Raw genomic sequence first — 23,489 nt, 5'->3', positions numbered from 1 at the left:
ACCGGGCCAGCCCGGCGCCCACAATGCGGGGGAATACCCCAAAAAAGAAGGCCGCTGTCACCAGGACAGCGGCCACCTTGGACCCAGCTCCGTTGTTGCAGTGCAGCGTCAGATCTGGCCGGTGCTGGAGGTCTCGTCGCGCTTTTCACGCGGCGGCAGCGGCTGCTCGCCGTGCACCAGGAACCACACGTTCTCTGCGATGTTGGTGGCGTGGTCGCCCACGCGCTCCAGGTTCTTGGCCATGAACAGCAGGTGGGTGCACGGGGTGATATTGCGCGGGTCTTCCATCATGTAGGTCAGCAGCTCGCGGAACAGCGCGGTGTACTGCGCGTCCAGGCGCGCGTCGTCTTCGCGCAGTTCCAGTGCAGCGTCGGCGTCGTTGTCGCGGTAGGCGGCGATGGCACGGCGCACCTGCTGCGCGGCCAGGCGGCCGAGCGCACGCAGGCCCTGGATCTGCGGCAGCGGCGGCACCTTGCCCAGCGCGATCGAGCGCTTGGCCACGTTGGCCGCGTAGTCGCCGATGCGCTCGATGTCCGCCGGGATGCGCAGGCCTGCGAGGATCTCGCGCAGGTCACGCGCCATCGGCCCACGCAGCGCCAGACGCATCACGTCGTGGCTGATCTGCTGTTCCAGCGCGTCGATCGCTTCATCATTGGCAATGATGCGATGGGCAGCGTTCTCGTCGCGCTTTTCGATCACGTCCATCGCCGCTTCGAGCTGGGCGACGGCCATTTCGCCCATGCGCACGATTTCGGCCACCAGGCGCTGCTGCTCTTCGTCGTAGCTCTTGACGATGTGGTCGTTGGGAAGATTCATGGTCTGCAATCCGGGTAGAGCCAGGCCATGCCTGGCTGGGACATATGTCGAAGGAACAGCGTCGATCAGCCGAAGCGACCGGTGATGTAGTCCTCGGTCTGCCGCTGCGACGGCTGCGAGAAGATCACTTCGGTGCGGTCGTGCTCGATCAGGTCACCCAGGTACATGAAGGCGGTGTAGTCGGACACGCGCGCGGCCTGCTGCATGTTGTGGGTGACGATGACGATGGTGTACTCGTGCTTGAGCTCTTCCACCAGCTGCTCGATGCGGCTGGTCGAGATCGGGTCCAGCGCCGAGGTCGGCTCGTCCAGCAGCAGCACCGACGGGCGCAGGGCCACGGCACGGGCGATGCACAGGCGCTGCTGCTGGCCACCGGACAGGCCCAGCGCGCTCTGCCCCAGCTTGTCCTTCACTTCGTCCCACAGCGCGCCCTGGCGCAGCGCCTGCTCGACGCGGTCGGCCATGTCGGCCTTGCTCAGCTTCTCGTGGTGGCGGATGCCGTAGGCCACGTTCTCGAAGATGGTCATCGGGAACGGCACCGGCTTCTGGAACACCATGCCGACCTTGCTGCGCAGGCGGTTCATCGGGTACTTCGGCGACAGGATGTTCTCGCCGTCCAGCAGCACTTCACCGCGCGCTTCCAGCTTCGGGTACAGCGCGTAGATGCGGTTGAAGATGCGCAGCAGCGTGGACTTGCCGCAACCGGAGGGACCGATCAGCGCGGTCACGCGCTTTTCCGGAATCTCCAGGTTGATGCCCTTCAGGGCGTGGAACTTGTCGTAGTAGAAGTCCAGTCCACGCGCAGCCAGCTTCACCGGCGACGGCGTGTGCAGGCTCTCGTGCGAGGACGGCACGGCGATGCGCTGCATCGGCACGGCGTTGGAAAGGTCGTTCATGGCGTTATCCACGGAAAGGTCAGTCATGGGAGATACGGTTGCGCAGCAGGATGCCGCGGGCGGCAAGGCTGACCAGCAACACGAAGACAGTCAGCACCAGGGCACCGGCCCAGGCCAGAACCTGCCAGGATTCATAAGGGCTGCCGGCGAACTGGTTCATCACCACCGGCACCGAGGCCATCGGCTGGAAGATGTTGTTGTTCCAGTATTGGTTGCCGAAGGCGGTGAACAGCAGCGGGGCGGTTTCGCCGGAGATGCGCGCCAGCGCCAGCAGAATGCCGGTGATGATGCCGGCTGATGCACTGCGGTACAGAACCTGCACGATCACCTTCCACTGCGGAATGCCGAGCGACAACGCCGCTTCGCGCATCTGCGAGGGCACCAGGCGCAGCATTTCGTCGGTGGTGCGCACCACCACCGGCAGCACGATGAAGGCCAGCGACAGGGCACCGGCGAACGCCGAGAAGTTGCCGCCGGTCTGCATCACGTACAGGGTGTAGACGAACAGGCCGAGCACGATCGACGGTGCCGACAGCAGGATGTCGTTGACGAAGCGGACCACGGTGCCGGCCTTGCGGGCGTTGCCGTACTCGGCCAGCCAGGTGCCGGCCAGCACGCCCAGCGGGGTGCCGATGCCGATCGCCAGCGCACACATCACCGCGCTGCCGAAGAAGGCGTTGGCGAGGCCGCCTTCCTGCATCGGCGGCGGCGTCATCTTGGTGAAAAGATCCCAGTTGATGCCGGCCAGGCCCTTCGAGGCCAGGGTGAACAGGATCCAGCCCAGGAAGAACAGGCCGAACAGCGCTGTGGCGCAGGAGGCGGTGATCGCAACGACATTGCCGATGCGGCGGCGCAGGTACAACGAATCAGCGGTGGTGGACATCAGTTGCCCTCCTTGCGGGACAGGCGCATCAGCATCAGGCGGGCGATGGCCAGCACCACGAAGGTGACGATGAACAGGACAAAGCCGAGCAGCAGCAGGGCCGAGCGGTAGGTTTCAGTGGCTTCGCCGAAATCGTTGGCGATCAGCGCGGCGATGGTGGTGCCCGGTTCCAGCAGCGACGGCGACAGGCGCACGCTGTTGCCGATCACGAAGGCGACCGCCATCGTCTCGCCCAGGGCGCGGCCGAGGCCGAGGAAGATGCCGCCGATCACCGCCGAGCGGGTGTAGGGCAGCACGATGTCCCAGCTCACTTCCCACTTGGTGGAACCCAGCGCATAGGCCGATTCCTTCAGGCGGGTCGGAACGGTCAGGAACACTTCGCGCATCACCGAGGAGATGAACGGAATGACCATGATGGCCAGCACGAAACCGGCGGTGAGCATGCCGATGCCCAGCGGCGGGCCCTGGAACATCGGGCCGATGATCGGCCATTCGCCCAAGGTCTCGTTGAGGAACGGGGTGACGTACTCGGTCATCACCGGCACCAGCACGAACAGGCCCCACATGCCGTAGATGATCGAGGGAATGCCGGCCAGCAGTTCGATGGCGGTACCGACCGGGCCACGCAGCCAGCGCGGCGCGACTTCGGTGAGGAAGAAAGCGATACCGAAGCTGACCGGCACGGCGATGACCATCGCGATGACGGCGGTGACCAGGGTGCCGTAGATCGGGGCGAGCGCACCGAACTTGTTTTCGACCGGATTCCAGTCGGCGGAGAAGAAGAAGCTCAGGCCCTGCATCTGCAGGGCATGGCGGCCGCCCCACAGCATCGAAAGCGCGGCGCAGGCCAGGGCGATCAGGACGAAGATGACGGTGCCGACCAGCACCCATCGGAACAGTTTGTCGTTGCGGGCATCACGCGCATCACGCGTGGACGGGGCGGCTACAGGCTGGGCGATGGCATTCATGGGGACGGCAGGGCCAGGAAGGGGCGGGGCGGCACGGCGTGGAAGAAGCGGTGCCCGCGTGGGGCGGGCACCGTCGTGTCCATCACTTCAGGTCGGTCGCCCAGTAGGCCTCGATCTGCTTGACCAGTTCGGCCGGCAGCGGCACGTAGTGCAGCTCGTTGGCCTGGGCCTGGCCGTTTTCGAAGGCCCACTTGAAGAAGGCCAGGGTGTCCTGGTTGCGCTTGGCATCCTTCGGCTGCTTCTGCATCAGCATGAAGTTGGTGGCGGTGATCGGCCACGCCTGCTCGCCCGGGGCGTTGGTGATGACCAGGTTGAAGTCCTTGGCGCTGGCCCAGTCGGCGCTGGCGGCCGCAGCGGCGAAGGTCTCCGCGCTCGGCTCGACCCAGTTGCCGGCCGCGTTCTGCATGGCGGTGTACGGCATGCCGTTCTGCAGCGCGTAGGCCAGTTCGACGTAACCGATCGAACCCTTGATCTGCTTCACGTACGAAGCGACGCCTTCATTGCCCTTGCCACCAACGCCGTCCGGCCACTGCACCGAGGTGCCTTCGCCGACCTTGCTCTTCCACTCCGGGCTGACCTTGGACAGGTAGTTGGAGAAGTTGAAGGTGGTGCCCGAACCGTCCGAACGGTGGACCAGGGTGATCTTGCCGTCCGGCAGCTTCACGCCCGGGTTGGCGGCGACGATGGCCGGGTCGTTCCAGGTCTTGACCTTGCCCAGGAAGATGTCGGCCAGCAGGGCGCCGCTCAGGCGCAGCTTGCCGCCTTCCAGGCCTTCGATGTTGACCACCGGTACCACGCCGCCGATGGCGGACGGGAACTGGGCCAGGCCGGCCTGGGCCAGCTCTTCGCTGCTCAACGGCTTGTCGGAGGAACCGAAGTCGACGGTGCCGGCCTTGATCTGGGCGATGCCGCCGCCGGAACCGATCGACTGGTAGTTGATCTTGGCGCCGGTGGTGGCGTTGTAGTCAGCCGACCACTTGGAGACCAGCGGGAAGATGAAGGACGCGCCCGCGCCGGACACTTCGGCGGTTACCTTGGCACCGGCGGCGGCCGGAGCGGCGGCACCGTCGGCAGCCGGCTGCTGCGCGGCCTGCTTGTCGCCACCGCAGGCCGACAGGCCCAGGGCGATGGCCAGGGAAAGGGCGGCAAGGCCGGCCGAGTGCAGTTTCATGGTCACTCCATAGCGGGGAAGAGCCGACGTCGTCGGCGGATGCGGCTATGAAATGATGTTTTTGTTACAGCCGTATTACGACCATGACAGAGGTGTCCTGGATCACGTTCTGACAAGGGTTTCACGGGGTTGCTACCAATCCGGCAGGTGCCCGGAAACCCCCGATCTGCGCACCGATATGACGGCCGGGGAAGGTAAAGCCGAACACACGCTCGGCTCCGCCCGAGGCCGGGCCAGAATCAGCCGAGCATAGGCTCGGCTCTACACGCGCTCCTGCCTTTGCTCCTGCCTTCCATGACCCCACCGCGCCCCCGATGAACTGACCAGAGGCGACGCAGGGCCCAGCCCGGGACCGTTCGCGCCATGGATGGCGCGATCGAGCCCCCATGGACGGGTTTACGGCGTGTCCCGGGCTGGGCCCTGCGTCGCCTACTCTCGGTAGATCGGAGGCGCAGCGCATTTCACGACCAACCACCAAAACAAGAAGAGCGCGAGATCTCGAGGATCTCGCGCCCGGGTGGGATCGGCGGGGGAGAGAGGACCCGCCGACCCCCTTCCTGCGGGGGAGCGCTTACTTCAGGTTCTGCGACCAGTAGGTCTCGATCTGGCGGACCAGGCTGTCCGGCAGCGGCACGTAGTCCAGCTGGCGGGCCTGGGCGTCGCCGCTCTTGTAGACCCAGCGGAAGAACTCCTGGGTGGCCTTGCCGTTGGCAGCATTCTTCGGCTTCTTGTGCACCAGGATGAAGTTGGTGGCGGTGATCGGCCACGACTCGGCGCCCGGGGCGTTGGTCATCACCAGGTAGAAGTCCTTGGCGCTGGCCCAGTCGGCGCTGGCGGCGGCTGCGGCGAACGACGCATCGCTCGGCTGCACGAACTTGCCGGCGGCATTCTTCATCGCGGTGTAAGACAGCTTGTTCTGCAGCGCGTAGGACAGTTCGACGTAGCCGATGCCACCCTTGATCTGCTTCACGTATGCGGCAACGCCTTCGTTGCCCTTGCCGCCGATGCCGGCCGGCCACTGGACCGAGGTGCCTTCACCGACCGAGCTCTTCCACTCCGGGCTGACCTTGGACAGGTAGTTGACGAAGTTGAAGGTGGTGCCCGAACCATCCGAACGGTGCACGACGGTGATCTTGGCGCTCGGCAGAGCCACGCCCGGGTTCAGCGCGGCGATGGCCGGGTCGTTCCAGGTCTTGATCTTGCCCAGGAAGATGTTGGCCAGCACGGTGCCGTCCAGCTTCAGTGCGCCCGGGGCGATGCCGGCCACGTTGACCACCGGCACCACGCCGCCGATCACCGACGGGAACTGCGCCAGGCCCGAAGCAGCCAGCTCTTCCGGCTTCAGCGGGGCGTCGGAGGAGCCGAAATCAACGGTCTTGGCCTTGATCTGCGCAATGCCGCCGCCGGAACCGATCGACTGGTAGTTGACCTTGTTGCTGGTGGCGGCGTTGTAGTCGGCCGACCACTTCGACATCACCGGGTAGATGAACGAGGCGCCCGCGCCGGTGATTTCAGCGGCGTTGGCGGCGAACACGGACGACGCTGCGAAGACGGCAACGGCAACGCGCGACTTGAAGGCGTGGATCACGGGGTGGCTCCTGGGTTGATTGGGATGCGGGGTTACCCGCCCGGCGCACATTCCATAACGGTTCGATGACAGCGCAGGGACCGTTGTATGACGCAACCGTTACAGCGCTCGCCGCTGCCGCTGCAGCGGTGTCCGTGAAGGTTTCGCGCGCGGTCGGAGTGCGGCGGGGCGGTGAGTCGCCAACCTCCATATGTCGTTGACGGCGCCTCCGCGCTGACGCACGTGCATTCCGGGTAATGGGCATCCGGCAGCGATGTCATGTACTGCACAGGGATGCGTGGGGGCCGCGTTGCGCCTTGAAGCGGATACATCACGCCATGTGTCGCAAGGCCTAGGCACAGGTGCCGGCGCAAATGCGTCGTCCGCATGACCACACGAAGAAACCTGTGTTTGGTGCGCAGTTTGTCATTCGACTGTCATGGTTTTAACGGAACGTTCGCAAAACGCTTGACCGGCCTGCCGGCGTGGCGTTCTGCCCAAGCCATTCCAACCCTCTGGAGAGATCCAAAATGCGTTCCCATTTGCTCGCCGCCGCGGTCGTTGCAAGCCTCGGTCTGGTTTCCGCCGACGCCTTCGCAGCCCCCGCCAGCTCGGGCGTATCCCAGGCACAGCTGCAGCAGCTGCAGGCACAGATCGCCGCGCTGCAGGCCCAGGTCCAGCAGTTGCAGAACGATTCGCAGGCGCTGCAGGCGCAGTCCGACGCGCAGTCCGAAGTGAACATCACCCAGGCGCAGGCGCTGGAAGGTGCACAGAAGACCCAGACCAGCGTCGACAAGCTGGCCAAGCTGGTCAATGACAACAAGATCGGCGGTCGCATGTTCTTCGACCTGACCAACATCGACAAGACCAGCAACGGCAAAGACACCGCCGCCAGCGGCACCGGTCTGGACGTCAAGCGCTTCTACCTGACCGTCGACCACAAGTTCAACGACATCTGGTCGGCCAACCTGACCACCGACTTCCAGTACAGCTCGGCCATTGGCAACACCGAACTGTTCGTCAAGAAGGCCTACGTGCAGGGCAGCTTCGACCCGGCCTTCAACCTGCGCGTCGGTGCCGCCGACATGCCGTGGATCCCTTACGTCGAGAAGTTCTACGGCATGCGCTATGTCGAGAACACCCTGACCGACCGCCTGAAGTACGGCAACTCGTCCGACTGGGGCCTGCATGGCTTCGGCAACCTGGGCAACAACTTCAACTACGCCGTCTCGGTGGTGTCCGGCGCCGGCTACAAGAACCCGACCCGCAGCAAGGGCATGGACGTGGAAGGCCGCGTGGCCTACACCCCGAACGAGAACTTCGTGGTTGCCGTCGGTGGCTACAGCGGCAAGCTGGGCAAGGAAACCGACATCCAGAGTTCCGAGAACACCTACACCCGCGCCAACGCGATGGTGGCCTACGCCGACAGCAATTTCCGCGTCGGTGGTGAGTACTTCCAGGCCAAGAACCTCAACAACGTGATGACCGTTGCCACCGACAAGTCCAGCGGCTGGTCGGTGTGGGGCAGCGTGCGCGTGACCGACGGCGGCATCAACGTGTTCGGTCGTTACGATGACACCGACGTCAGCAAGACCCTGGATCCGACCCTGAGCGACAAGTACTGGAACGTCGGCGTCGAGTTCCCGGTCATGAAGAACCTCAAGCTGTCGACCGTGTACAAGTACACCCACCTGGCCAACGCTGGCGACAAGAAGAACGACAAGACCAAGGAATTCGGCGTCTGGGGCGACCTGTCGTTCTGATCTCCTGAAGCACGCTTGTCCTGAAACACAGACGGCGGGCCTTGTGCCCGCCGTCTTCTTCTGGTCACAACAGAGACTGCGTCACGCCTCGGCCGTGGTCTTTTCCTTGAACCGGCACAGATCGGCGATCACGCAGCCCGGGCAATCCGGCTTGCGCGCCTTGCACACATAACGCCCGTGCAGGATCAGCCAATGATGCGCGTCGAGCAGGAACTCGGCGGGGATCACCTTCACCAGCTTGTCTTCCACTTCGCGCACGTTCTTTCCCGGGGCCAGTCCGGTACGGTTGGAGACGCGGAAGATATGCGTGTCGACCGCCATCGCCGGCTCGCCGAACGCGGTGTTGAGCACCACATTGGCGGTCTTGCGGCCGACGCCCGGCAGCGCTTCCAGTGCATCGCGATCGCGCGGCACTTCACCGCCATGCTTTTCCAGCAGGATCGCGCAGGTGGCGATCACGTTCTTGGCCTTGGCGTTGAACAGGCCGATGGTGGCGATGTATTGCTTCAGCCCATCCTCGCCAAGCGCGAGGATCTTTGCCGGCGTATTGGCCACCGGGAACAGGCGGCGCGTGGCCTTGTTGACGCCGACATCGGTGGCCTGCGCCGACAACGCCACCGCCACCAGCAGCTCGAACGGCGAGCTGTACTCCAGTTCGGTCTTCGGGTGCGGGTTGAGTTCGCGCAGGCGGGTGAACATCTCCACCACGTCGGCGCGCGGCATCGTGCCGCCACGCCGCGCCGGAGCGCGTGCAGTCTTCTTCGTGGTGGCCATTACTGCTCCTTGCCGCTGGCGCGGGCCTTGGCCCGGGCGAGGATGGCGGCCGCTGCGGCGGGCAGGGCGGGCTTCACGTCCGGCGCCGGGGCCGGGGTGCGCCGTGCGTCGCGTTCGGCTTCGCGGCGGGCCAGCCGTACCGCGCGGGCGCGATAGCGTTCGCGTGCCGCCCAGGCCGCCTGAAGCTGCTGCTGGGCCTGCTGCAACCGCTGCGGGAGTTCCGGGTGGCCGGGCAGCAACTGTGCGTCGTCGGCGCGGGCGACATAGTCCATCAGCCCGGCCTGAAGGGCGCCATCGAGATCGTCTGCCTGGACCCGGGCGAACAGCCGCGCGGGGTTGGGTCGGGATGCCATGGCGTCAGCGGTTCTGGAAGGCCGGCGGGCGGCGCTGCAGGAAGGCGCTGGTTCCCTCGCGCATGTCCTCGGTGGCGAACAGCAGGCCAAACTGCGCGCTTTCGTATTCCAGCCCGGCTTCCAGGCTGCATTCGCCACCCACGTGCACCGCGTCCAGCAGGCCGCGCAGGGCCAGCGGCGCCGAGCGCGCCAGCTGCCGGGCGACGTCATTCACGCGATTGTCCAGCGCGTCGGCCGGCACCACCTCGTTGACGATCCCCAGTTCCAGCGCACGTGCGGCGTTGATCGGTGCACCCAGCAGGCAGAGCTCCAGGGTGGCGGCACGGCCGCACAGGCGCAGCAGGCGCTGGCTGCCGCCGAAGCCGGGAATCAGGCCCAGATTGATTTCCGGTTGGCCGACTTTGGCGGTATCGGCGGCGATGCGCAGGTGGCAGGCCATCGCCAGCTCCAGGCCGCCGCCCAGCGCAAAACCGTTCACGCGGGCGATGACCGGCTTGGGCATGCGCTCGATCTGGCGCATCAGGGCCTGGCCCAGCAGCGAGAAATCACGTCCCTGAACCGCGCTGAGTGTGTTCATCTCGGTAATGTCGGCGCCGGCCACGAACGCCTTCGGGCCAGCACCGGTCAGCACCACCACGCGCACTTCCGGGTCTGCGGCGGCAGCACTGAAGGCCTCGGCCAGGGCCTGCAGGGTCGCGGCATTGAGGGCGTTGAGCTTGTCCGGGCGCTGGACGGTCACGGTGCGGATGGCGCCGTCGTCGGTGACAGCGATCAGGGCATCGGCCACGGGTAAACTCCTGGAACGTTAAAAAAAAGTGATATTGAACTCCGCGAACGCAGACGGGTCATAGCCTGCATCGTGAGTAGCGGTTACACGTTGCGCCCGTTATCCTAACCCGTCGCCTCAGGGCGGCGCAGAACGTCCCTGAGTTACCACCCCTGGAGAACTGTTTGATGAAGTTGCGTTCTATCGCGGTCGCCGTCGCGGCCCTGGCCCTGACGGGCAATGCCTTCGCCCAGGACGTTTCGTCCGAAAAGGGCAAGCTGAGCTACTACTTCGGTTACGACTACGGCAACAACCTGGCGGAGCTGACCGGTCGCGGTGAGCAGCTGGACATCAACTCGGTGGTGAAGGGCCTGCAGGATGCCTACGCCAAGAAGCAGCCGGCGATCACCGCCGAGCAGCTGAAGCCGGCCGTTGAAGCGTTCCAGAAGCGCGAGCAGGGCCGTGCCCAGGCTGCCAAGGCCGAGTACGAAAAGGCTGCTGCCGAAAACAAGACCAAGAGCGACCAGTTCATCGCGGCGAACAAGGCCAAGGCCGGCGTGCAGTCGCTGCCGAGCGGCGTCCAGTACCGCGTGATCGAAGCCGGCAAGGGTGCCAAGCCGACCCAGGCCAGCACCGTGCAGCTGGAAGTGGCCGGTCCGTTCCCGTACGGCCAGCGCCCGACCGAAGCCCGCCCGGCCCAGCAGATCCCGTCGATCAAGGTCAGCGAAGTCGAAATGAAGGCCATGCGCGAGACCCTGCTGCAGATGCCGGCAGGCTCGAAGTGGGAAGTCACCCTGCCGCCGGACCAGGCCTACGGTGCCGACCCGCGCACCCCGTTCCCGCCGAACGTGGCTGTGCAGTTCGAGATCAAGCTGGTCAGCGTCAAGTAAATCGAAGCGGTAAACCAAACGCGCCGGTGATTCCACCGGCGCGTTTTTGTTTGCGCAGCGCGCGACCTGTAGCGCCGAGCCATGCTCGGCGAACGCGCGCAGTGCGATGCCGTCACGCGCCGCATCGTTACCCGCGCAAATCCCGCCCATTCGCGCTACTGTTGCCGGGTGCAAACAATGGAAGAAACGGCGCGTGTTGTCGCAAGTCCCTGCATCGGAGTGTGCACGCTGGATCCGCACCGGCAGTGCAGCGGGTGCGGGCGGCGTATCGACGAAATCGCGCGGTGGTCGTCGATGAGCAATGACGAACGCAACCGCATCCTGCACCGCGTGCAACCGCTGCGCGCGCAGCTTCAGCAGTCACTGCGCGGCTCGCTGGCCGACCACGAACGGCTGATGCGCGCGCTGCACCCGCTGGCCGAACCGCCGGTTGGTGATGGCTGGAACCGCAGCGAACTGATTGACCTGCTGCCGCCCGGGCCTCCGGTGGAAGCGGCGGTGCTGGCCGGCATCGTGCCGCGAGCCAATGGCGCGCAGGTGATCCTCACCCGTCGCACCGAAACCCTGCGCACGCACGGTGGCCAGGTCGGGTTCCCCGGCGGACGCACCGAGCCCGACGACCGCGACGCACTGGCGGCGGCATTGCGCGAGAGCCAGGAAGAAATCGCACTGGCCCCCGGCCAGGTGCAGGCGCTGGGCTACCTGGATCCCTTCGTGACGATCACCGGCTACCGGGTCACCCCGGTGGTGGCGGTGGTCGATCCGGACTTCGTGCCGGTGCCGCAGCCCAGCGAAGTCGCCGAGGTGTTCGAGGTGCCGCTGGACTACCTGATGGCGGCGGACAACCTGCGCCAGGTCGAAATCAACCATCGCGGCCGCATCCGCCACGTCCTTGAGTACGGCTGGCCCGGCCAGCGCATCTGGGGCGCCACCGCGGCCATTCTCTACAACCTGCGTCGCCGCCTGGAGCAAGTGCAATGAACCCGATCGATCCGCCGTGGACCACCCTGGTCGATGTCGCCACCTTGGCTGCCGCGTTGGGCGAGGGCATCCGCGTGGTCGACGCACGCGCCACCGCCAGCACCGCAGTGCGCGTGGTCGATGCGCGGGCCTCGCTGGCCGACCCGCAGGCGGGAAGCAGCCAGTATCTGGCCGGTCATATCCCGGGTGCGGTGTATGCCGATCTCAATCGTGATCTGTCCGATCTGTCGCGCGTCGGCCACGGTCGCCATCCACTGCCGGACAGCGATGCCTTTGCCGTAAAGCTGGGGCAGTGGGGCATCAGCCCCGATACCCAGGTGGTGGTCTACGACGGCAGCGACGGCAGCATGGCCGCCTCGCGCCTGTGGTGGCTGCTGCGACTGATTGGCCACCAGAAGGTGGCCGTGCTCGACGGCGGTGTCGCAGCCTGGCAGGCCGCCAGTCACGCGCTGGAAAGCGGTCAGAGTGACGTGGCGGTGCTGCCGGCCTACCCGGGCCGTTTCGATACCACCCTGGTCGCCAACGCCGATGAAATCACCGCGCGCCTGAAACATGCACCGGGCTGGCTGGTCGACGCACGCGCGGGTGAACGTTTCCGCGGCGAAGTGGAGCCCCTCGACCCGGTTGCCGGCCACGTGCCGGGCGCAGTCAACCGGGCGTTCGCCCTGAACGTGCTCGAGGGCCGCCTGCGCGACGCACAGGAACTTCGCGCCGAACTGCAGGGCGTGATCGGCAACCGCGATCCAGCACAGGTGGTGCTGATGTGTGGCTCTGGCGTGACCGCCTGCCACCTGCTGCTGGCGATGGAAAGCGCAGGACTGAGCGGTGCGCGCATCTATGCCGATTCCTGGAGCGGCTGGGTGAGCGACAGCAGCCGCCCGGTCGCCACCGGCGCCTGACTCTATCGTCTCGATTTCCACGCAAAGAGCAGTCGAGCGCGGAGCCTCTCCAGAGCCGAGCGGCCGGCTCCACGCGCATGGCGATGCGTTCAAATCATCGGCGCCCGCAGGTCATGGAGCGCGGCTCGACTCTACAAAGGCACCCTCCGATCGATTCGACCCCATGTCGACCAAGGTCGACACCTACCAACAGCGGCGGAGATCTGTCGAAGGCGGGGTGGGGCCGGTTGCGGGGGCGTGAGCCGCATGGATGCGGCGACCGAGCTTACATGGACGTACTTGCAGCGTCCCCCGCAACCGGACCCACCCCGCCTCCCCTCAGGAAGTCAGCTTCTGCTGTTGCTCTGGCTTCGGCTTCGGCAGGTGCAGGGCGCAGCCCTGCCGCTTACCCAACCGGCTGCAGTGGCACCCTCGCCAGCACCCGCGCCCACGGGAACAACGGCCCCGGGTCACGCTTGCGCGCCACCGTCAGCGCCGGATCATCACTGGCCGGCACCTGCTCCAGATCCAGCTGGTCATGCCCGGCAATCCGCCGCAGCGACGGGTAGCGCGCCACCAGCGCCAGCAGCAGCGCCTCCAGCGCCATCAGCTGCGCCTCGGTGTACGCCTCGTCCATCACCTGGTGACGGCTGTCGAACCAGTGCGGGTAGCGCCCGGTGTTGACCAGCTCGATGCCCAGCGTATGCGCGTTCATGCCGCGTACGTGGTGGGCCACGCGTTCCGGCGCCACGTACTGCACCACGCGGCCATCGCGGTCGATGTAGAAATGGCCGCTGTTGCCGGCACCGCTGTCGTACAGCACGCGCTCGCCGTACTCGCGGGCCATCGCCAGGTCGGGCAGCTCGGTGCAGTGGATCACCACCATTTCCAGCGTGGCCGGGTCGCGCAGGGGCAGACGGTCTTCGTAGGGCAGGGGCTGCAGCTGCAGGCCGGGCAGGAGCGGGTTGGGCATCCGGCGATGCTAGCATTGCGGCATGAACCTGCCTTCCCTTTCCTCGTTGGCCCGCTCGCACGGAGCACGCGCATGAGCCGCGGCCACTGCATCCTGTCGCATGGCTTCGAGAGCGGCCCGGAGGCGACCAAGGTCACCGCGTTGGCCGACGTGGCGCAGCGGCTGGGCTGGACCCACGAGCGCCCCGACTACACCGACCTGGACGCGATGAGCGAGGTCAGCCGCGTAGGTGACGTGCCGACTCGGCTGCGCCGCCTGGTCGAGCGCACCGCCATCGCGGCCCAGCAGGGCCCGGTGGTGCTGGCCGGCTCCAGCCTGGGTGCCTACATCTCTGCCATCGCCTCGCTGCAGGTGCCGGTGGCCGGCCTGTTCCTGATGGTGCCGCCGACCACCATGGGCCCGATGCCGGCGCTGGACGCCGCCGCCGTGCCGACCACCGTGGTCCAGGCCTGGCATGACGACGTGGTCCCGGCCGCCGGGGTCATCGCCTGGGCCCAGGCGCGCTCGGCGCAGCTGCTGCTGGTCGATGATGGGCACCGCCTGGAACGCCACGTGGAGGCCTCCGCGCAGGCCTTCGAGCGCCTGCTGCGGCAACTGTGAAGCCCGGGCGCACGGCGCGCCCGCCCGCTTTGACTACAATGGCAGCCCCGCCGCCCCCGGCGCGGGCCTGCCGGCCGTGCTTGCGGCCCTCCTTTCCGACCGGCCCGGCCCCTGTGCCGCGCCCGACCACCTGCGAACCGATCCCGTGAAATTCTTCGTCTCCTGCGCCAAGGGCCTGGAATACCTGCTTGCCGATGAACTGTCGGCCCTGGGCCTTGGCAAGGCCACTGCCACCATTGCCGGCGTCAACGCCGAGGGCGAACTGGAGCAGGCGCTGCGGATCGTGATGTGGTCGCGTCTGGCCAGCCGCGTGCTGTGGCCGATCGACGAGTTCGACTGTCCGGACGAACAGGCCCTGTACGACGGCGTGCGTGCGCTGCCGTGGCACGAGCACATCAAGCCGGAGATGACCCTGGCGGTGGACGCGCACGTGTCCGGTGACAAGATCACCCATGCGCGCTTCGCCGCACAGCGGATCAAGGACGCCATCGTCGACCGCATGCGCGACGAGGGCCTGGAACGCCCCTCGGTCAACACCGATCTGCCCGATGTGCGCGTCAACCTGTCGCTGCGCAAGGGCCGTGCTTCGCTGTCGATCGACCTCGGCGGTGGCCCGCTGCATCGCCGTGGCTGGCGTGGCGCCGCCCACGAAGCGCCGCTGAAGGAAAACCTGGCCGCCGCGCTCCTGCTGCGCGCGCAGTGGCCGCGCCTGCACGCCGCTGGTGGCGGGCTGCTGGACCCGATGTGCGGCAGCGGCACGCTGCTGATCGAAGGCGCGCTGATGGCCGCCGACGTTGCTCCCGGCCTGATGCGCCATGGCAGCCTGCCGCCGAGCCGCTGGCTGGGCTTCGACAAGGCGGCCTGGAAGAGCATCCAGAGCGAGGCGCGTGACCGCGAAGCGGCTGGCCTGGCCGCGTTGAAGCCGGTCATCCACGGCAGCGACATCGACCCGATCGCGATCCAGGCGGCGCGCGAGAATGCCGAGGTGGCGGGCGTCGCCCACGCGATCCGCTTCATCCGCGCCGATGTGGCCGACCTGGCCGCGCCGGAGCAGGAGATCGGTGCGGTGGTCTGCAACCCGCCGTATGACGAGCGCCTGGCCGCTGATCCGGCGCTGTACCGCGCGCTCGGCAACGCCTTGCAGAAGGCGGTGCCGCAATGGCGCGCCAGCCTGCTGTGCGGCAACGACGAACTGGCCTTCGCCACCGGCCTGCGCGCCGGCAAGAAGTACCAGATGTTCAACGGCGCACTGGAATGCGCGCTGATCGTCTGCGACCCGATCGCCGTGCCGGGCCGCGATCCGGCGCAGCCGCGCGAGTTGAGCGAAGGTGCGCAGATGGTGGCCAACCGCCTGCGCAAGAACCTGAAGAAGTTCAAGAGCTGGCGCGCCCGCGAAGACATCACCTGCTTCCGCGCCTATGACGCCGACCTGCCGGAATACGCGGCTGCCATTGACGTCTACGAGGAAGATGGTGGCAAGCGCCGCACCTTCCTGCATGTGCAGGAGTACGCCGCACCGGCGGCGATCCCGGAGAACGACGTGCGCCGCCGCCGCAACGAACTGCTGGCCGCTGCGCGCGAAGTGTTCGGCGTGCCGCCGGAGCAGGTCTCGATGAAGTCGCGAGAGCGCGGCAAGGGTGGCAGCAAGTACGGCCGTTTCGAGCAGCGTGATGAGTTCATCGTGGTGCGCGAGAACAATGCGCTGCTGCAGGTAAACCTGTTTGACTACCTGGATACCGGGCTGTTCCTCGACCACCGCCCGCTGCGCCGGATGATGGCCGAGCAGGTGCGTGGCAAGCGCTTCCTCAACCTGTTCTGCTATACGGGCGTGGCCAGCGTGCAGGCCGCCGTGGCCGGTGCCGCCAGCACCACCAGCGTCGATCTGTCGGCGACCTACCTTCAGTGGTGCTACGACAACCTGGCCTTGAACGGGCAGGGCGGCAACCAGCACCTGCTGGTGCAGGCCGATGCGATGGCATGGCTGGAAGCGGACCGTGGCCAGTACGATGTGATCTTCTGCGATCCGCCGACCTTCTCCAACTCCGCGCGCGCCGACGATTTCGACGTGCAGCGTGAGCAGCTGAAGCTGCTGCGTGCGGCGGTGGCACGATTGGCGCCCGGCGGTGTGCTGTACTTCTCCAACAACTTCCGCCGCTTCAAGCTGGAAGAGAACGCCATCGCCGAGTTCGCCCAGTGCCGCGAGATCACCGCGCGCACCCTCGGCCCGGATTTCGAACGCAACGCGCGCATCCACCGCGCGTGGGAACTGAAGCGGTTGGGGTGATTCCAGCCGAAAGGGAATGCCGGCCAGCGGCCGGCACTACCCACGTGCGCGCAGAACGGTAGCGCCGGGCCATGCCCGGCGAGCGTGGGCCCGGTAGATCCATGCCTGCGTGGACGGCTCTACAGCACCAGCAAGCGCCCCGGCGCGTGGGCCAGCGGCCAATGCCCCCGTTCGTACAGCGCAAGCACGGGTTCCCAGTGCGCCGGCAGGCCGAGGTGCGTTTCCAGCAGGCGTTGACGGAAGGCGAACATCGCTCCATCGCGCGCCACCAGGTGCAGGTCATGTGCACCGCAGCGCAGTGCCGGCAGATCCAGTGCCGAAAGCGCGCGCATCAAGCTCCGGTTGAGTTCGCGCCGGGCGTCGGCCAGTTCGGCGGGATGGGGCAGGGCGCCGTGAAACGGATCCGAATCGCCCAGTGTTGTGGGCATCCACTCGAAACCATCGGTATCGATGGTCCGCAGTGCTTCGGCCAGCGACCGAACGGCGACGACGCCGGCCGTTGCGGGCAGTGTTTCACCCAACCGGGAAAAGAAGCCGATTCCAGACGTCCGCTGCAGCACGCTATCCATGCCGCCATTGTAGATCCACGCCATGCGTGGATGCCGTTGTCCCCGTCCTGCGGTTACACCAACCCCACCACCAGCCCGATCACCGGCAGCGCGATCGCCAGCGGCGCGATCCACGTTGGCCGATACGGGTACAACCCGAACGACAGCGCCACGCCACCCACGGTCATCGCACCCAGCCACAGCACCGGGCCCACCGCCCAGCCGTGGTCGGCCACGCACAGTGCGAAGGCCACTGTCAGCAGCACCCAGCCCAGTACCCGCCACTGCATCCGCCGTGCCGGTGCGGCCGCAGCCTTGCCATGCAGGTCGTGCTGGTGCTTTTCCATCCCCAGCGACAGGGCGGTGAACGCAGAGAACGACAGCGTCAGTGCCAGCAGCATCATGCGCTGGCCTCCGCTTCGGCCGCTTCGACTGATGCCTTCGGCGCTGCTGCGGCAGCCGCGCGCTTCTTCTTCTCGGCCGCACTCAGCGGTGGCGTCCAGCGCTGCATGCGCCAGCCGCACACCGCCAGCATCGCGCCGAAGGCAATCATCGACAGATCAACGCCGGCCAGCACCCAGTCACCGTTGCGCAGGGTGACGCCGAGGTGCGCGTGTGTAGTCAGCGCGTTGACCACCGGCACCAGCGCGAACGCCGTTGCACCGAGGTACAGCTGCCACGCCCACATCATCCGCTTGGGCCAGATGAAGGCCGCCAGCAACGCCGCGCCCCAGGCGTAGAAGAACACGTTGGCCTCGGCGCTGGAGCGCTCGGCGATGTCCAGCGGCAGCAGGCGGTTGCCCCAGAAGTAGGCCGCGAAGGCAATCGGCAGGCCGGCTACGGTGCCGATGTTCAGCGCATCGACCAGGCGCAGGCCGAAGCCGGTGCGTCCACTCCTGGCATGCTTCGGCCGTTCCTTCACCGCCCACAGCACCACGCCGCTGGCCACCATCAGGCAGCCGACCAGGCCGGACAGGAAGAACAACGCGCGCAGGCCCCAGTCGGCGAAGCGTGCCAGGTGCAGGCCGTACAGCACGCCGCGGGTGGCGGTGGCGCCACCGGACGGCGGTGTTTCTTCCAGCAGCGCACCGCTGACCATGCTGTAGCGCACGGCCGGGGTGTCGGTGGACAGTCGCTTGCCGTCGCGCTGGCGGATGTCGATCACCGCATTGGCTGCGCCCGGGTTGGATACGGTGAAGCCGGCCACTTCCACGCCGTGCCAATGCGCGCGTGCGCTGTCCAGCAGCTGTGCGATCGGCAGCGGGGTGGCGCGTCCTTCGGCGGGCGCGGTCACCTCCGGCATGCCGCCGAAGGCCTCGAAGAAGAATTTGTCCTCGTCCTGCGGATAAGCCACCTTCACGCCCCAAGGCAGGTACATGATCATCAGGGTGACGATGCCGGTGTAGGTGATCATCGCGTGGTACGGCAGCGCCATCACTGCGCTGACGTTGTGGAAATCGAGCCAGGAACGCAGGCCCTTGTCCTTGCGGAAGGTGAAGAAGTCCTTGAAGATTTTCTTGTGGGTGATGACGCCGGTGATGATCGCCACCAGCATGAACATCGCGCAGAAGCCGACCAGATAGCGCGCCCACAGCACCGGGATGTAGTGCAGGTCGAAGTGCAGCCGGTAGAAGAAGTCGCCGCCGCGGGTCTCGCGCGCCTTCAATGCCTGGCCGGTGTTCGGATCCAGCGTGGCGTCGCCAAAGCCACCGCGGCGGCCACGGCTGGGGTCGGCCAGCTCCGGTGGCAACCGCCAGAACATCTGCATGGCCGGGTTGCGCGGCTGCGGCAGCGTGACGAACCAGTTCCCGGCCTGGCTGGCATTGGCCTGCAGGTAGTCCACCGCGCGCTGCGCGGCCACATCGATGCTGACCTTGTTGGCCGGCAGCTCCGGGCGCATCCAGCGGCTGATTTCCTCGCGGTAATAGCTGGCTGTGCCGGCCATGAAGATCAGCAGCAGCAACCAGCCGACCAGCAGCCCGGTCCAGGTGTGCAGCCAGGCCATCGATTGGCGGAATCCGTTCTTCATGCCCAGGCCCCCATCAGGCGCGCAATGCCTGCCATCAGCAGGGCCGGGGCGAGGATGCCCACCCAGGCGCGCAGTGCGCTGCGGGTGGCGAATGCCCACAGTGCGGCACAGGCGGCGACCAGGATCGCCAGCAGCATGCCGGTCAGCACGGTCTGGCCGCGCGCGCCGGGCAGCGCCACCGCGCAGAACACGCTGGTCACCGAGGCCAGCGCATAGCCGCCGAAGATCGCGGCCAACGAACGTGACAGCACGCCCCAGCGCGGGTTGGAGAAGAAGGTGCGGGGGCTGGCGGTTGCGGGCGAGCGGTCCACGGCGTTCCTGCAGGTAGGGGAGGGGATGGAACGCGTCCGCGGCCCCCTTGCGCCCTGCGCATGTCGCCCAGCGTGTCCCATCGACGAAGCACCGCCCGCGCAGACGGGCAGCTCAGAGGTCGGGGATGTACACGGGCGATGGGCGCGTCTTCCGCGCCTGTTTGGCTAAGCGTACAACCGATTAGAAAATGATAGGCATTCGCATTTCGTTAATCAAGCGTGACGGCGCCCGCTCCCGTGCAGGGAGGCTTCAGAAGCGGAAAAGGACCGTCGCAGCGTGCAGCAGCAGGCCGATCAGACCGCCGACCAGGGTGCCGTTGAAGCGGATGAATTGCAGGTCACGGCCCACGCTCAGTTCCAGCTGTTCGACCAGGTGCCGCTCGTCCCAGCCTTTCACGGTCTGCGCGATATGCGTGGTCACGCCCTCGCGCAGGCGGCCGGTCAGGCGCTGCGCACCTTCCAGCAGGTGCTGGTTGAGGGCCTCGCGCAGGGCCGGGTCAGCCTGCAGGCTGGCGCCCAGCGACGCGAGGCTGCGCTGCAGGTGGCCGACCAGCGCCGAGTCTTCGCGTTGCAGATCGGCGCGCAGGCTGGCGTGGATGCGCGTCCACAGCCCTTGCACGTAGTCCTGCAGGGCGGGGTGGTCGATCATTTCCTGCTTGAGCTGCTCGATGCGCTCCGCCAGGGCCGGGTCCTCGCGCAGGCGCTGCACGTAATTCTGCAGCCAGGTCTCGTAGTCCTGGCGCAGCGGATGCTGCGGCTCGGCCAGCACCTGCTGCAGTTCTTCCAGCACCGCCCGCGCCAGGCGCTCGGCCAGGCTGTCGCCGATCTCGTCGATCGGCTTGACCCAGTTCACCGTGCTCGACAACGTCGGCCATTCGCGCTGGATATAGCGCACGATCAACTGCGAGGCGCGTTCCTTCACCTCCGGTTGTTCCAGCCAGCGCCCCAGCCGCTGCAGGCCCTCGTCCAGCACGCGCTGGTGGCGCCCATCGGCGGTCAGCAGGGCCAGCAGTTCACCCGCGGTGGCGGCGGCATTCCACTGCCGCAGCTGCTGCACCACGAAGGCATGCAGCTGCCGGCGTACTGCGGTTTCGTCGAAGAAGTCCAGCGCCTGCAGGGCCCAGCCGCGGGCCATGTCGGCCAGCATGCGCGAGCGTGCCGGGTCGGCCAGCCAGCTGCCGAGGCGGCTGGCCGGGTCGAATACCTGCAGCTTGGCCAGCAGCACACCTGGCTCCAGGAACTGGTCGCGCACGAACAGCGCCAGGCTGTCGCCGATGCGCTCCTTGCTGCGCGGGATGATGGCAGTGTGCGGAATCGGCAGGCCCATCGGCCGCCGGAACAGGGCGACGACCGCGAACCAGTCGGCCAGTGCACCGACTGCGGCCGCCTCGCAGAACGCCGAGACCCAGGCCCAGATACCGCGCTCGCCCTGCCAGTGGCTGACCGCGAATCCGGCCAGCATCAACAGCAGCAGGCCGAGCGCGAGGGCTTTCAGGCGCCGCAGTTGTGCGCGGCGCGGATCGTGGGCAGGCATCATGCCGGAAGTCTAACCGCAGCCCGGTGACGCCTGTCTGTAGAGCCGAGCCCATGCTCGGCTGCTCATTGCCACGCGCAAAGCAGCCGAGCATGGGCTCGGCTCTACAGAAGCGCGTCGAGAGCGCCTACAGCGCTTCCAGCTGCTTGCGCAGCGCGGCCAGCTGCGCGCGCAGGGTGTCGTTCTCGCGGGTCAGCGCGACCACGCGTCGACGCAATGCCGGTGCGTCCTCGCCCAGCTGTTCCAGTGCGGACAGCACTTCGGCATCGCGGCTGGCGATCTCGTCCTCATCCGCCTCCTCGAAATCCATCTCGGCCGGTTCAGGCTTCGGCGCGCGCGGCTTGCGCTTGGACTCGCGCACGCGCTTGGCGGCCTGCTTCAGCTCGTCCTTGCCACCGGCGGCGGCGGCGCGCTGTTCTTCTTCGGGCAGGTCGGCCACGGCCGCGGCGGCGCTGATCGAGATCACGCCAGCCTTCACCGCCTCCACCACCTCGGCCGCGGCCTGGGCGTGGATGCGTTCGATCATGCCGACCTGGCTGGTGCTCAGCTTGGCTTCGCGGGCCAGCTCGGCGCGGCTGATCTTCGGTGCCGGTTCCCACGGCGGGTTGTCTTCGCCGCCCCCGTCGGTGACGTCGGCGGTGCCATCGCTTTCGCGCTGCAGCTGGGCCTGCTCGACCTGCTTGCGGGCAGCCAGGATGTCGCGCTTGCGCAGCGCCAGCACGCCGCGCTGGAAATCGGACACGCTGCGCCGGCCCAGGTGCTGCTCGATCATCCACAGGTGCACGTCTTCCATGCTCTGGAAGCGGGTGTTCTGCACCGTGTTGAACGGCAGGCCGTGCTTCTGGCAGATGCCGAAACGGTTATGGCCATCGACCAGCACGTCACCCCACAGTACCAGTGCGTCGCGGCAGCCTTCGGCCAGGATGCTGCGCTCCAGCGCGTCATGTTCGTCCGCGGTCAGCGGGTCGATATAGGCCTTGAGTTCTTCTTTGACGACGATATCCATGGGCACGGCAACGAGCAGGAGCGGAACCGCCCATTGTACCCGCTCGCCGCCGCGGGCCCGGGCTCAGGCCGTGGCCCGGATCATCTCGCCCAGCGTGCCGGTGATCTGGTCGATCTGCGCCTTGTCCACGATCAGCGGCGGTGACAGCGCGATGATGTCACCGGTGCAGCGCACCAGCAGCCGGCCGTCGTGGAAGCAGCGCCGGAACACCTCGTAGCCGCGGCTGCCGGGCATGTCCCGGCGTGGCGCCAACTCGACCGCCCCGACCAACCCGAAGTTGCGGATGTCGATCACGTTGGGCAGGCCCTGCAGCGCGTGCAGCCGTTCCTGCCAGTATTCGCCCAGTTCGATGGCGCGCTCGAACAGGCGTTCCTCGGCGTACACCTCCAGAGTAGCCAGTGCGGCCGCACAGGCCAGCGGGTGACCAGAATAGGTATAGCCGTGGAACAGCTCGATGGCCTGCGGTGGTGCCTGCATCAGCGTGGCATGCACGGCGTCGCTGGCCAGGACGCCGCCCAGCGGCACCGCGCCGTTGCTGACGGCCTTGGCAAAGGTCAGCAGGTCCGGGGTGACCCCGAAGCGCTGTGCGGCGAAGGGCATGCCGACCCTGCCGAAGCCGGTGATGACCTCATCGAACACCAGCAGGATGCCGTGGTGATCGCACAGCTCGCGCAGGCGCTGCAGGTAGCCCGGCGCCGGCAGGATCACCCCGGCGGACCCAGCGATGGGCTCGACGAAGACCGCCGCGATGGTCGAGGCGTCATGCAGCGCGATCAGCCGCTCCAGGTCGTCGGCCAGTTCAGCGCCCTGGCGCGGCAGGCCTTTGCTGAACGCATTGCGCTGCAGGTCCAGGGTATGGCGCAGGTAGTCCACGCCGCCCAGCTGCAGGCCGAACGCCCTGCGATTGTTGGGCAGGCCGCCCAGTGCCATGCCACCGAAGCCGACGCCGTGGTAGGCCTTCTCGCGGCTGATGAAGCGCGTGCGCTGGCCCTCGCCGCGCTGGCGGTGGTAGGCCAGCACGATCTTCATCGCGGTATCCACCGCCTCCGAGCCGGAGCTGGTGAAGAACACATGGTTCAGGGGCGTTGGTGCCAATGCGGCCAGCCGCTGCGCCAGCGCGAATGCCGGCGGCGAGCCCATCTGGAAGGCGGGCGAGTAGTCGAGTGTGTGCGCCTGCTCGACGATGGCCTCGACGATGCGCGGCCGTGCATGGCCCGCGTTGCAGCACCAGAGGCCGGCCGTGCCATCGAGGATCTGGCGGCCGTCGACATCCTCGTAGTGCATGCCCTCGGCACGCACCAGCACACGTGGCGCTGCCTTGTACTGGCGGTTGGCGGTGAACGGCATCCAGTACGCCTCCAATGACTCCGGGCGTTGGGTCGCCAGATCGTGCAGGTCGCTCGCGGAACGCTTCATGCCAGCTCCATCGGGTCCGATGGGGAGAATGTAGCGCAGCCACGTCACGGCGGAGTCGCGGCCACGCCGGTATAACCGGGGA

23 protein-coding genes are annotated in these 23,489 nt (G+C 67.1%); 6 read left to right on the top strand and 17 right to left on the bottom strand.

Translation table 11 applies throughout. The features are described from left to right. Positions 1-108: 108 nt before the first annotated feature. From phoU to pstS (ACZK0Z_RS15750), 6 genes are all read right to left on the bottom strand, one after another. Positions 109-816: a phosphate signaling complex protein PhoU gene (gene phoU, locus ACZK0Z_RS15775; RefSeq protein WP_049444209.1), complete on the bottom strand. Its 708-nt coding sequence runs from the start codon at positions 814-816 to the stop codon at positions 109-111. Positions 817-881: 65 nt separating this feature from the next. Continuing rightward, on the bottom strand, positions 882-1,712 hold the full coding sequence (gene pstB / locus ACZK0Z_RS15770) for a phosphate ABC transporter ATP-binding protein PstB (RefSeq protein WP_005408788.1): 831 nt from the start codon (positions 1,710-1,712) through the stop codon (positions 882-884). Between the two features lie 19 nt (positions 1,713-1,731). Beyond that, positions 1,732-2,595: a phosphate ABC transporter permease PstA gene (pstA, locus tag ACZK0Z_RS15765; RefSeq protein WP_032127902.1), complete on the bottom strand. Its 864-nt coding sequence runs from the start codon at positions 2,593-2,595 to the stop codon at positions 1,732-1,734. Continuing rightward, positions 2,595-3,563, bottom strand: a complete 969-nt coding sequence (gene pstC, locus ACZK0Z_RS15760; RefSeq protein WP_005412771.1) for a phosphate ABC transporter permease subunit PstC — start codon at positions 3,561-3,563, stop codon at positions 2,595-2,597. Before pstC ends, pstA begins: the two co-directional genes overlap by 1 nt. A gap of 82 nt (positions 3,564-3,645) precedes the next feature. Further along, complete coding sequence (pstS, locus tag ACZK0Z_RS15755) at positions 3,646-4,734, bottom strand: phosphate ABC transporter substrate-binding protein PstS (protein ID WP_049428038.1); 1,089 nt, start codon at positions 4,732-4,734, stop codon at positions 3,646-3,648. A gap of 571 nt (positions 4,735-5,305) precedes the next feature. After that, positions 5,306-6,322 carry a phosphate ABC transporter substrate-binding protein PstS gene (gene pstS, locus ACZK0Z_RS15750; RefSeq protein WP_049431219.1) on the bottom strand — a complete coding sequence of 339 codons (1,017 nt, stop codon included), beginning with the start codon at positions 6,320-6,322 and terminating at the stop codon, positions 5,306-5,308. A gap of 509 nt (positions 6,323-6,831) precedes the next feature. Between pstS (ACZK0Z_RS15750) and ACZK0Z_RS15745 the strand changes: the two genes are divergently transcribed. Next, positions 6,832-8,064, top strand: a complete 1,233-nt coding sequence (locus ACZK0Z_RS15745; RefSeq protein ID WP_049431224.1) for a porin — start codon at positions 6,832-6,834, stop codon at positions 8,062-8,064. 81 nt (positions 8,065-8,145) lie between these two features. Here ACZK0Z_RS15745 and nth read toward each other — a convergent pair whose 3' ends face one another. Genes nth through ACZK0Z_RS15730 form a run of 3 tightly spaced genes read right to left on the bottom strand, consistent with a single transcriptional unit; the run spans position 8,146 to position 9,978 of the window. Continuing rightward, positions 8,146-8,838, bottom strand: a complete 693-nt coding sequence (gene nth / locus ACZK0Z_RS15740; protein WP_049431226.1) for an endonuclease III — start codon at positions 8,836-8,838, stop codon at positions 8,146-8,148. Continuing rightward, a complete protein-coding gene (locus ACZK0Z_RS15735; RefSeq protein ID WP_049431229.1) occupies positions 8,838-9,191 on the bottom strand; it encodes a hypothetical protein in 354 nt (117 codons plus the stop codon). The genes nth and ACZK0Z_RS15735 overlap by 1 nt, the downstream gene beginning before the upstream one ends. A gap of 4 nt (positions 9,192-9,195) precedes the next feature. Continuing rightward, complete coding sequence (locus tag ACZK0Z_RS15730) at positions 9,196-9,978, bottom strand: enoyl-CoA hydratase/isomerase family protein (protein ID WP_049431232.1); 783 nt, start codon at positions 9,976-9,978, stop codon at positions 9,196-9,198. Positions 9,979-10,145: 167 nt separating this feature from the next. On the opposite strand from ACZK0Z_RS15730, the gene ACZK0Z_RS15725 reads away from it, so the two are divergent. The 3 genes from ACZK0Z_RS15725 to ACZK0Z_RS15715 all read left to right on the top strand — a co-directional run bounded on the left by ACZK0Z_RS15725 (position 10,146) and on the right by ACZK0Z_RS15715 (position 12,727). Beyond that, a complete protein-coding gene (locus tag ACZK0Z_RS15725) occupies positions 10,146-10,847 on the top strand; it encodes an FKBP-type peptidyl-prolyl cis-trans isomerase N-terminal domain-containing protein (protein ID WP_005408797.1) in 702 nt (233 codons plus the stop codon). 177 nt (positions 10,848-11,024) lie between these two features. Continuing rightward, the gene (locus tag ACZK0Z_RS15720) at positions 11,025-11,828 is read left to right on the top strand and encodes a CoA pyrophosphatase (RefSeq protein ID WP_197633197.1); all 804 of its coding nucleotides are present in this window, start codon (positions 11,025-11,027) and stop codon (positions 11,826-11,828) included. Next, positions 11,825-12,727 carry a rhodanese-like domain-containing protein gene (locus ACZK0Z_RS15715; RefSeq protein WP_197633196.1) on the top strand — a complete coding sequence of 301 codons (903 nt, stop codon included), beginning with the start codon at positions 11,825-11,827 and terminating at the stop codon, positions 12,725-12,727. The genes ACZK0Z_RS15720 and ACZK0Z_RS15715 overlap by 4 nt, the downstream gene beginning before the upstream one ends. Before the next feature lie 385 nt (positions 12,728-13,112). Here ACZK0Z_RS15715 and ACZK0Z_RS15710 read toward each other — a convergent pair whose 3' ends face one another. Next, positions 13,113-13,679: an N-acetylmuramoyl-L-alanine amidase gene (locus tag ACZK0Z_RS15710; protein WP_197633767.1), complete on the bottom strand. Its 567-nt coding sequence runs from the start codon at positions 13,677-13,679 to the stop codon at positions 13,113-13,115. Between the two features lie 72 nt (positions 13,680-13,751). Between ACZK0Z_RS15710 and ACZK0Z_RS15705 the strand changes: the two genes are divergently transcribed. Both ACZK0Z_RS15705 and rlmKL read left to right on the top strand, forming a co-directional pair. Continuing rightward, entirely contained in the window at positions 13,752-14,279 is a 528-nt protein-coding gene (locus tag ACZK0Z_RS15705; protein ID WP_049431244.1) for an alpha/beta hydrolase, read from the top strand. Positions 14,280-14,424: 145 nt separating this feature from the next. Next, positions 14,425-16,563: a bifunctional 23S rRNA (guanine(2069)-N(7))-methyltransferase RlmK/23S rRNA (guanine(2445)-N(2))-methyltransferase RlmL gene (rlmKL, locus tag ACZK0Z_RS15700; protein WP_197620297.1), complete on the top strand. Its 2,139-nt coding sequence runs from the start codon at positions 14,425-14,427 to the stop codon at positions 16,561-16,563. 119 nt (positions 16,564-16,682) lie between these two features. Here the strand turns inward: rlmKL and ACZK0Z_RS15695 are convergent, their stop codons facing one another. From ACZK0Z_RS15695 to aptA, 7 genes are all read right to left on the bottom strand, one after another. Beyond that, a complete protein-coding gene (locus ACZK0Z_RS15695) occupies positions 16,683-17,156 on the bottom strand; it encodes a hypothetical protein (protein ID WP_049431248.1) in 474 nt (157 codons plus the stop codon). A 29-nt stretch (positions 17,157-17,185) separates the two neighbouring features. Beyond that, positions 17,186-17,515: a DUF3325 domain-containing protein gene (locus tag ACZK0Z_RS15690; RefSeq protein ID WP_049431251.1), complete on the bottom strand. Its 330-nt coding sequence runs from the start codon at positions 17,513-17,515 to the stop codon at positions 17,186-17,188. Beyond that, positions 17,512-19,140 (bottom strand): PepSY domain-containing protein, encoded by a 1,629-nt coding sequence (locus ACZK0Z_RS15685; RefSeq protein ID WP_197633766.1) that lies wholly within the window; start codon positions 19,138-19,140, stop codon positions 17,512-17,514. Before ACZK0Z_RS15685 ends, ACZK0Z_RS15690 begins: the two co-directional genes overlap by 4 nt. Further along, positions 19,137-19,451, bottom strand: coding sequence for a DUF3649 domain-containing protein (locus ACZK0Z_RS15680; protein WP_049431256.1), 315 nt, complete (start codon positions 19,449-19,451; stop codon positions 19,137-19,139). The genes ACZK0Z_RS15685 and ACZK0Z_RS15680 overlap by 4 nt, the downstream gene beginning before the upstream one ends. Positions 19,452-19,701: 250 nt before the next feature. Beyond that, entirely contained in the window at positions 19,702-20,988 is a 1,287-nt protein-coding gene (locus ACZK0Z_RS15675) for a DUF445 domain-containing protein (protein WP_049431259.1), read from the bottom strand. A gap of 124 nt (positions 20,989-21,112) precedes the next feature. Continuing rightward, positions 21,113-21,991, bottom strand: coding sequence for a ParB N-terminal domain-containing protein (locus tag ACZK0Z_RS15670; RefSeq protein WP_197633511.1), 879 nt, complete (start codon positions 21,989-21,991; stop codon positions 21,113-21,115). Positions 21,992-22,054: 63 nt separating this feature from the next. After that, positions 22,055-23,407: an omega-aminotransferase AptA gene (gene aptA / locus ACZK0Z_RS15665; RefSeq protein WP_197620295.1), complete on the bottom strand. Its 1,353-nt coding sequence runs from the start codon at positions 23,405-23,407 to the stop codon at positions 22,055-22,057. Between the last annotated feature and the right edge of the window lie 82 nt (positions 23,408-23,489).

The organism is Stenotrophomonas sp. 116085_Sma, from assembly GCF_056479585.1.
The sequence above is the reverse complement of the archived record's forward strand: the minus strand, read 5'-3'. Positions and strand labels throughout refer to the sequence as shown.

Excerpts from the sequence above, each read along its gene's own strand:
- phoU (WP_049444209.1), bottom strand. The coding sequence starts at position 816 with ATGAATCTTCCCAACGACCACATCGTCAAGAGCTACGACGAAGAGCAG.
- pstB (WP_005408788.1), bottom strand. The coding sequence starts at position 1,712 with ATGAACGACCTTTCCAACGCCGTGCCGATGCAGCGCATCGCCGTGCCG.
- pstA (WP_032127902.1), bottom strand. The coding sequence starts at position 2,595 with ATGTCCACCACCGCTGATTCGTTGTACCTGCGCCGCCGCATCGGCAAT.
- pstC (WP_005412771.1), bottom strand. The coding sequence starts at position 3,563 with ATGAATGCCATCGCCCAGCCTGTAGCCGCCCCGTCCACGCGTGATGCG.
- pstS (WP_049428038.1), bottom strand. The coding sequence starts at position 4,734 with ATGAAACTGCACTCGGCCGGCCTTGCCGCCCTTTCCCTGGCCATCGCC.
- ACZK0Z_RS15745 (WP_049431224.1), top strand. The coding sequence starts at position 6,832 with ATGCGTTCCCATTTGCTCGCCGCCGCGGTCGTTGCAAGCCTCGGTCTG.
- nth (WP_049431226.1), bottom strand. The coding sequence starts at position 8,838 with ATGGCCACCACGAAGAAGACTGCACGCGCTCCGGCGCGGCGTGGCGGC.
- ACZK0Z_RS15735 (WP_049431229.1), bottom strand. The coding sequence starts at position 9,191 with ATGGCATCCCGACCCAACCCCGCGCGGCTGTTCGCCCGGGTCCAGGCA.
- ACZK0Z_RS15725 (WP_005408797.1), top strand. The coding sequence starts at position 10,146 with ATGAAGTTGCGTTCTATCGCGGTCGCCGTCGCGGCCCTGGCCCTGACG.
- ACZK0Z_RS15720 (WP_197633197.1), top strand. The coding sequence starts at position 11,025 with ATGGAAGAAACGGCGCGTGTTGTCGCAAGTCCCTGCATCGGAGTGTGC.
- ACZK0Z_RS15715 (WP_197633196.1), top strand. The coding sequence starts at position 11,825 with ATGAACCCGATCGATCCGCCGTGGACCACCCTGGTCGATGTCGCCACC.
- ACZK0Z_RS15710 (WP_197633767.1), bottom strand. The coding sequence starts at position 13,679 with ATGCCCAACCCGCTCCTGCCCGGCCTGCAGCTGCAGCCCCTGCCCTAC.
- ACZK0Z_RS15705 (WP_049431244.1), top strand. The coding sequence starts at position 13,752 with ATGAGCCGCGGCCACTGCATCCTGTCGCATGGCTTCGAGAGCGGCCCG.
- ACZK0Z_RS15695 (WP_049431248.1), bottom strand. The coding sequence starts at position 17,156 with ATGGCGTGGATCTACAATGGCGGCATGGATAGCGTGCTGCAGCGGACG.
- ACZK0Z_RS15690 (WP_049431251.1), bottom strand. The coding sequence starts at position 17,515 with ATGATGCTGCTGGCACTGACGCTGTCGTTCTCTGCGTTCACCGCCCTG.
- ACZK0Z_RS15685 (WP_197633766.1), bottom strand. The coding sequence starts at position 19,140 with ATGAAGAACGGATTCCGCCAATCGATGGCCTGGCTGCACACCTGGACC.
- ACZK0Z_RS15675 (WP_049431259.1), bottom strand. The coding sequence starts at position 20,988 with ATGATGCCTGCCCACGATCCGCGCCGCGCACAACTGCGGCGCCTGAAA.
- ACZK0Z_RS15670 (WP_197633511.1), bottom strand. The coding sequence starts at position 21,991 with ATGGATATCGTCGTCAAAGAAGAACTCAAGGCCTATATCGACCCGCTG.
- aptA (WP_197620295.1), bottom strand. The coding sequence starts at position 23,407 with ATGAAGCGTTCCGCGAGCGACCTGCACGATCTGGCGACCCAACGCCCG.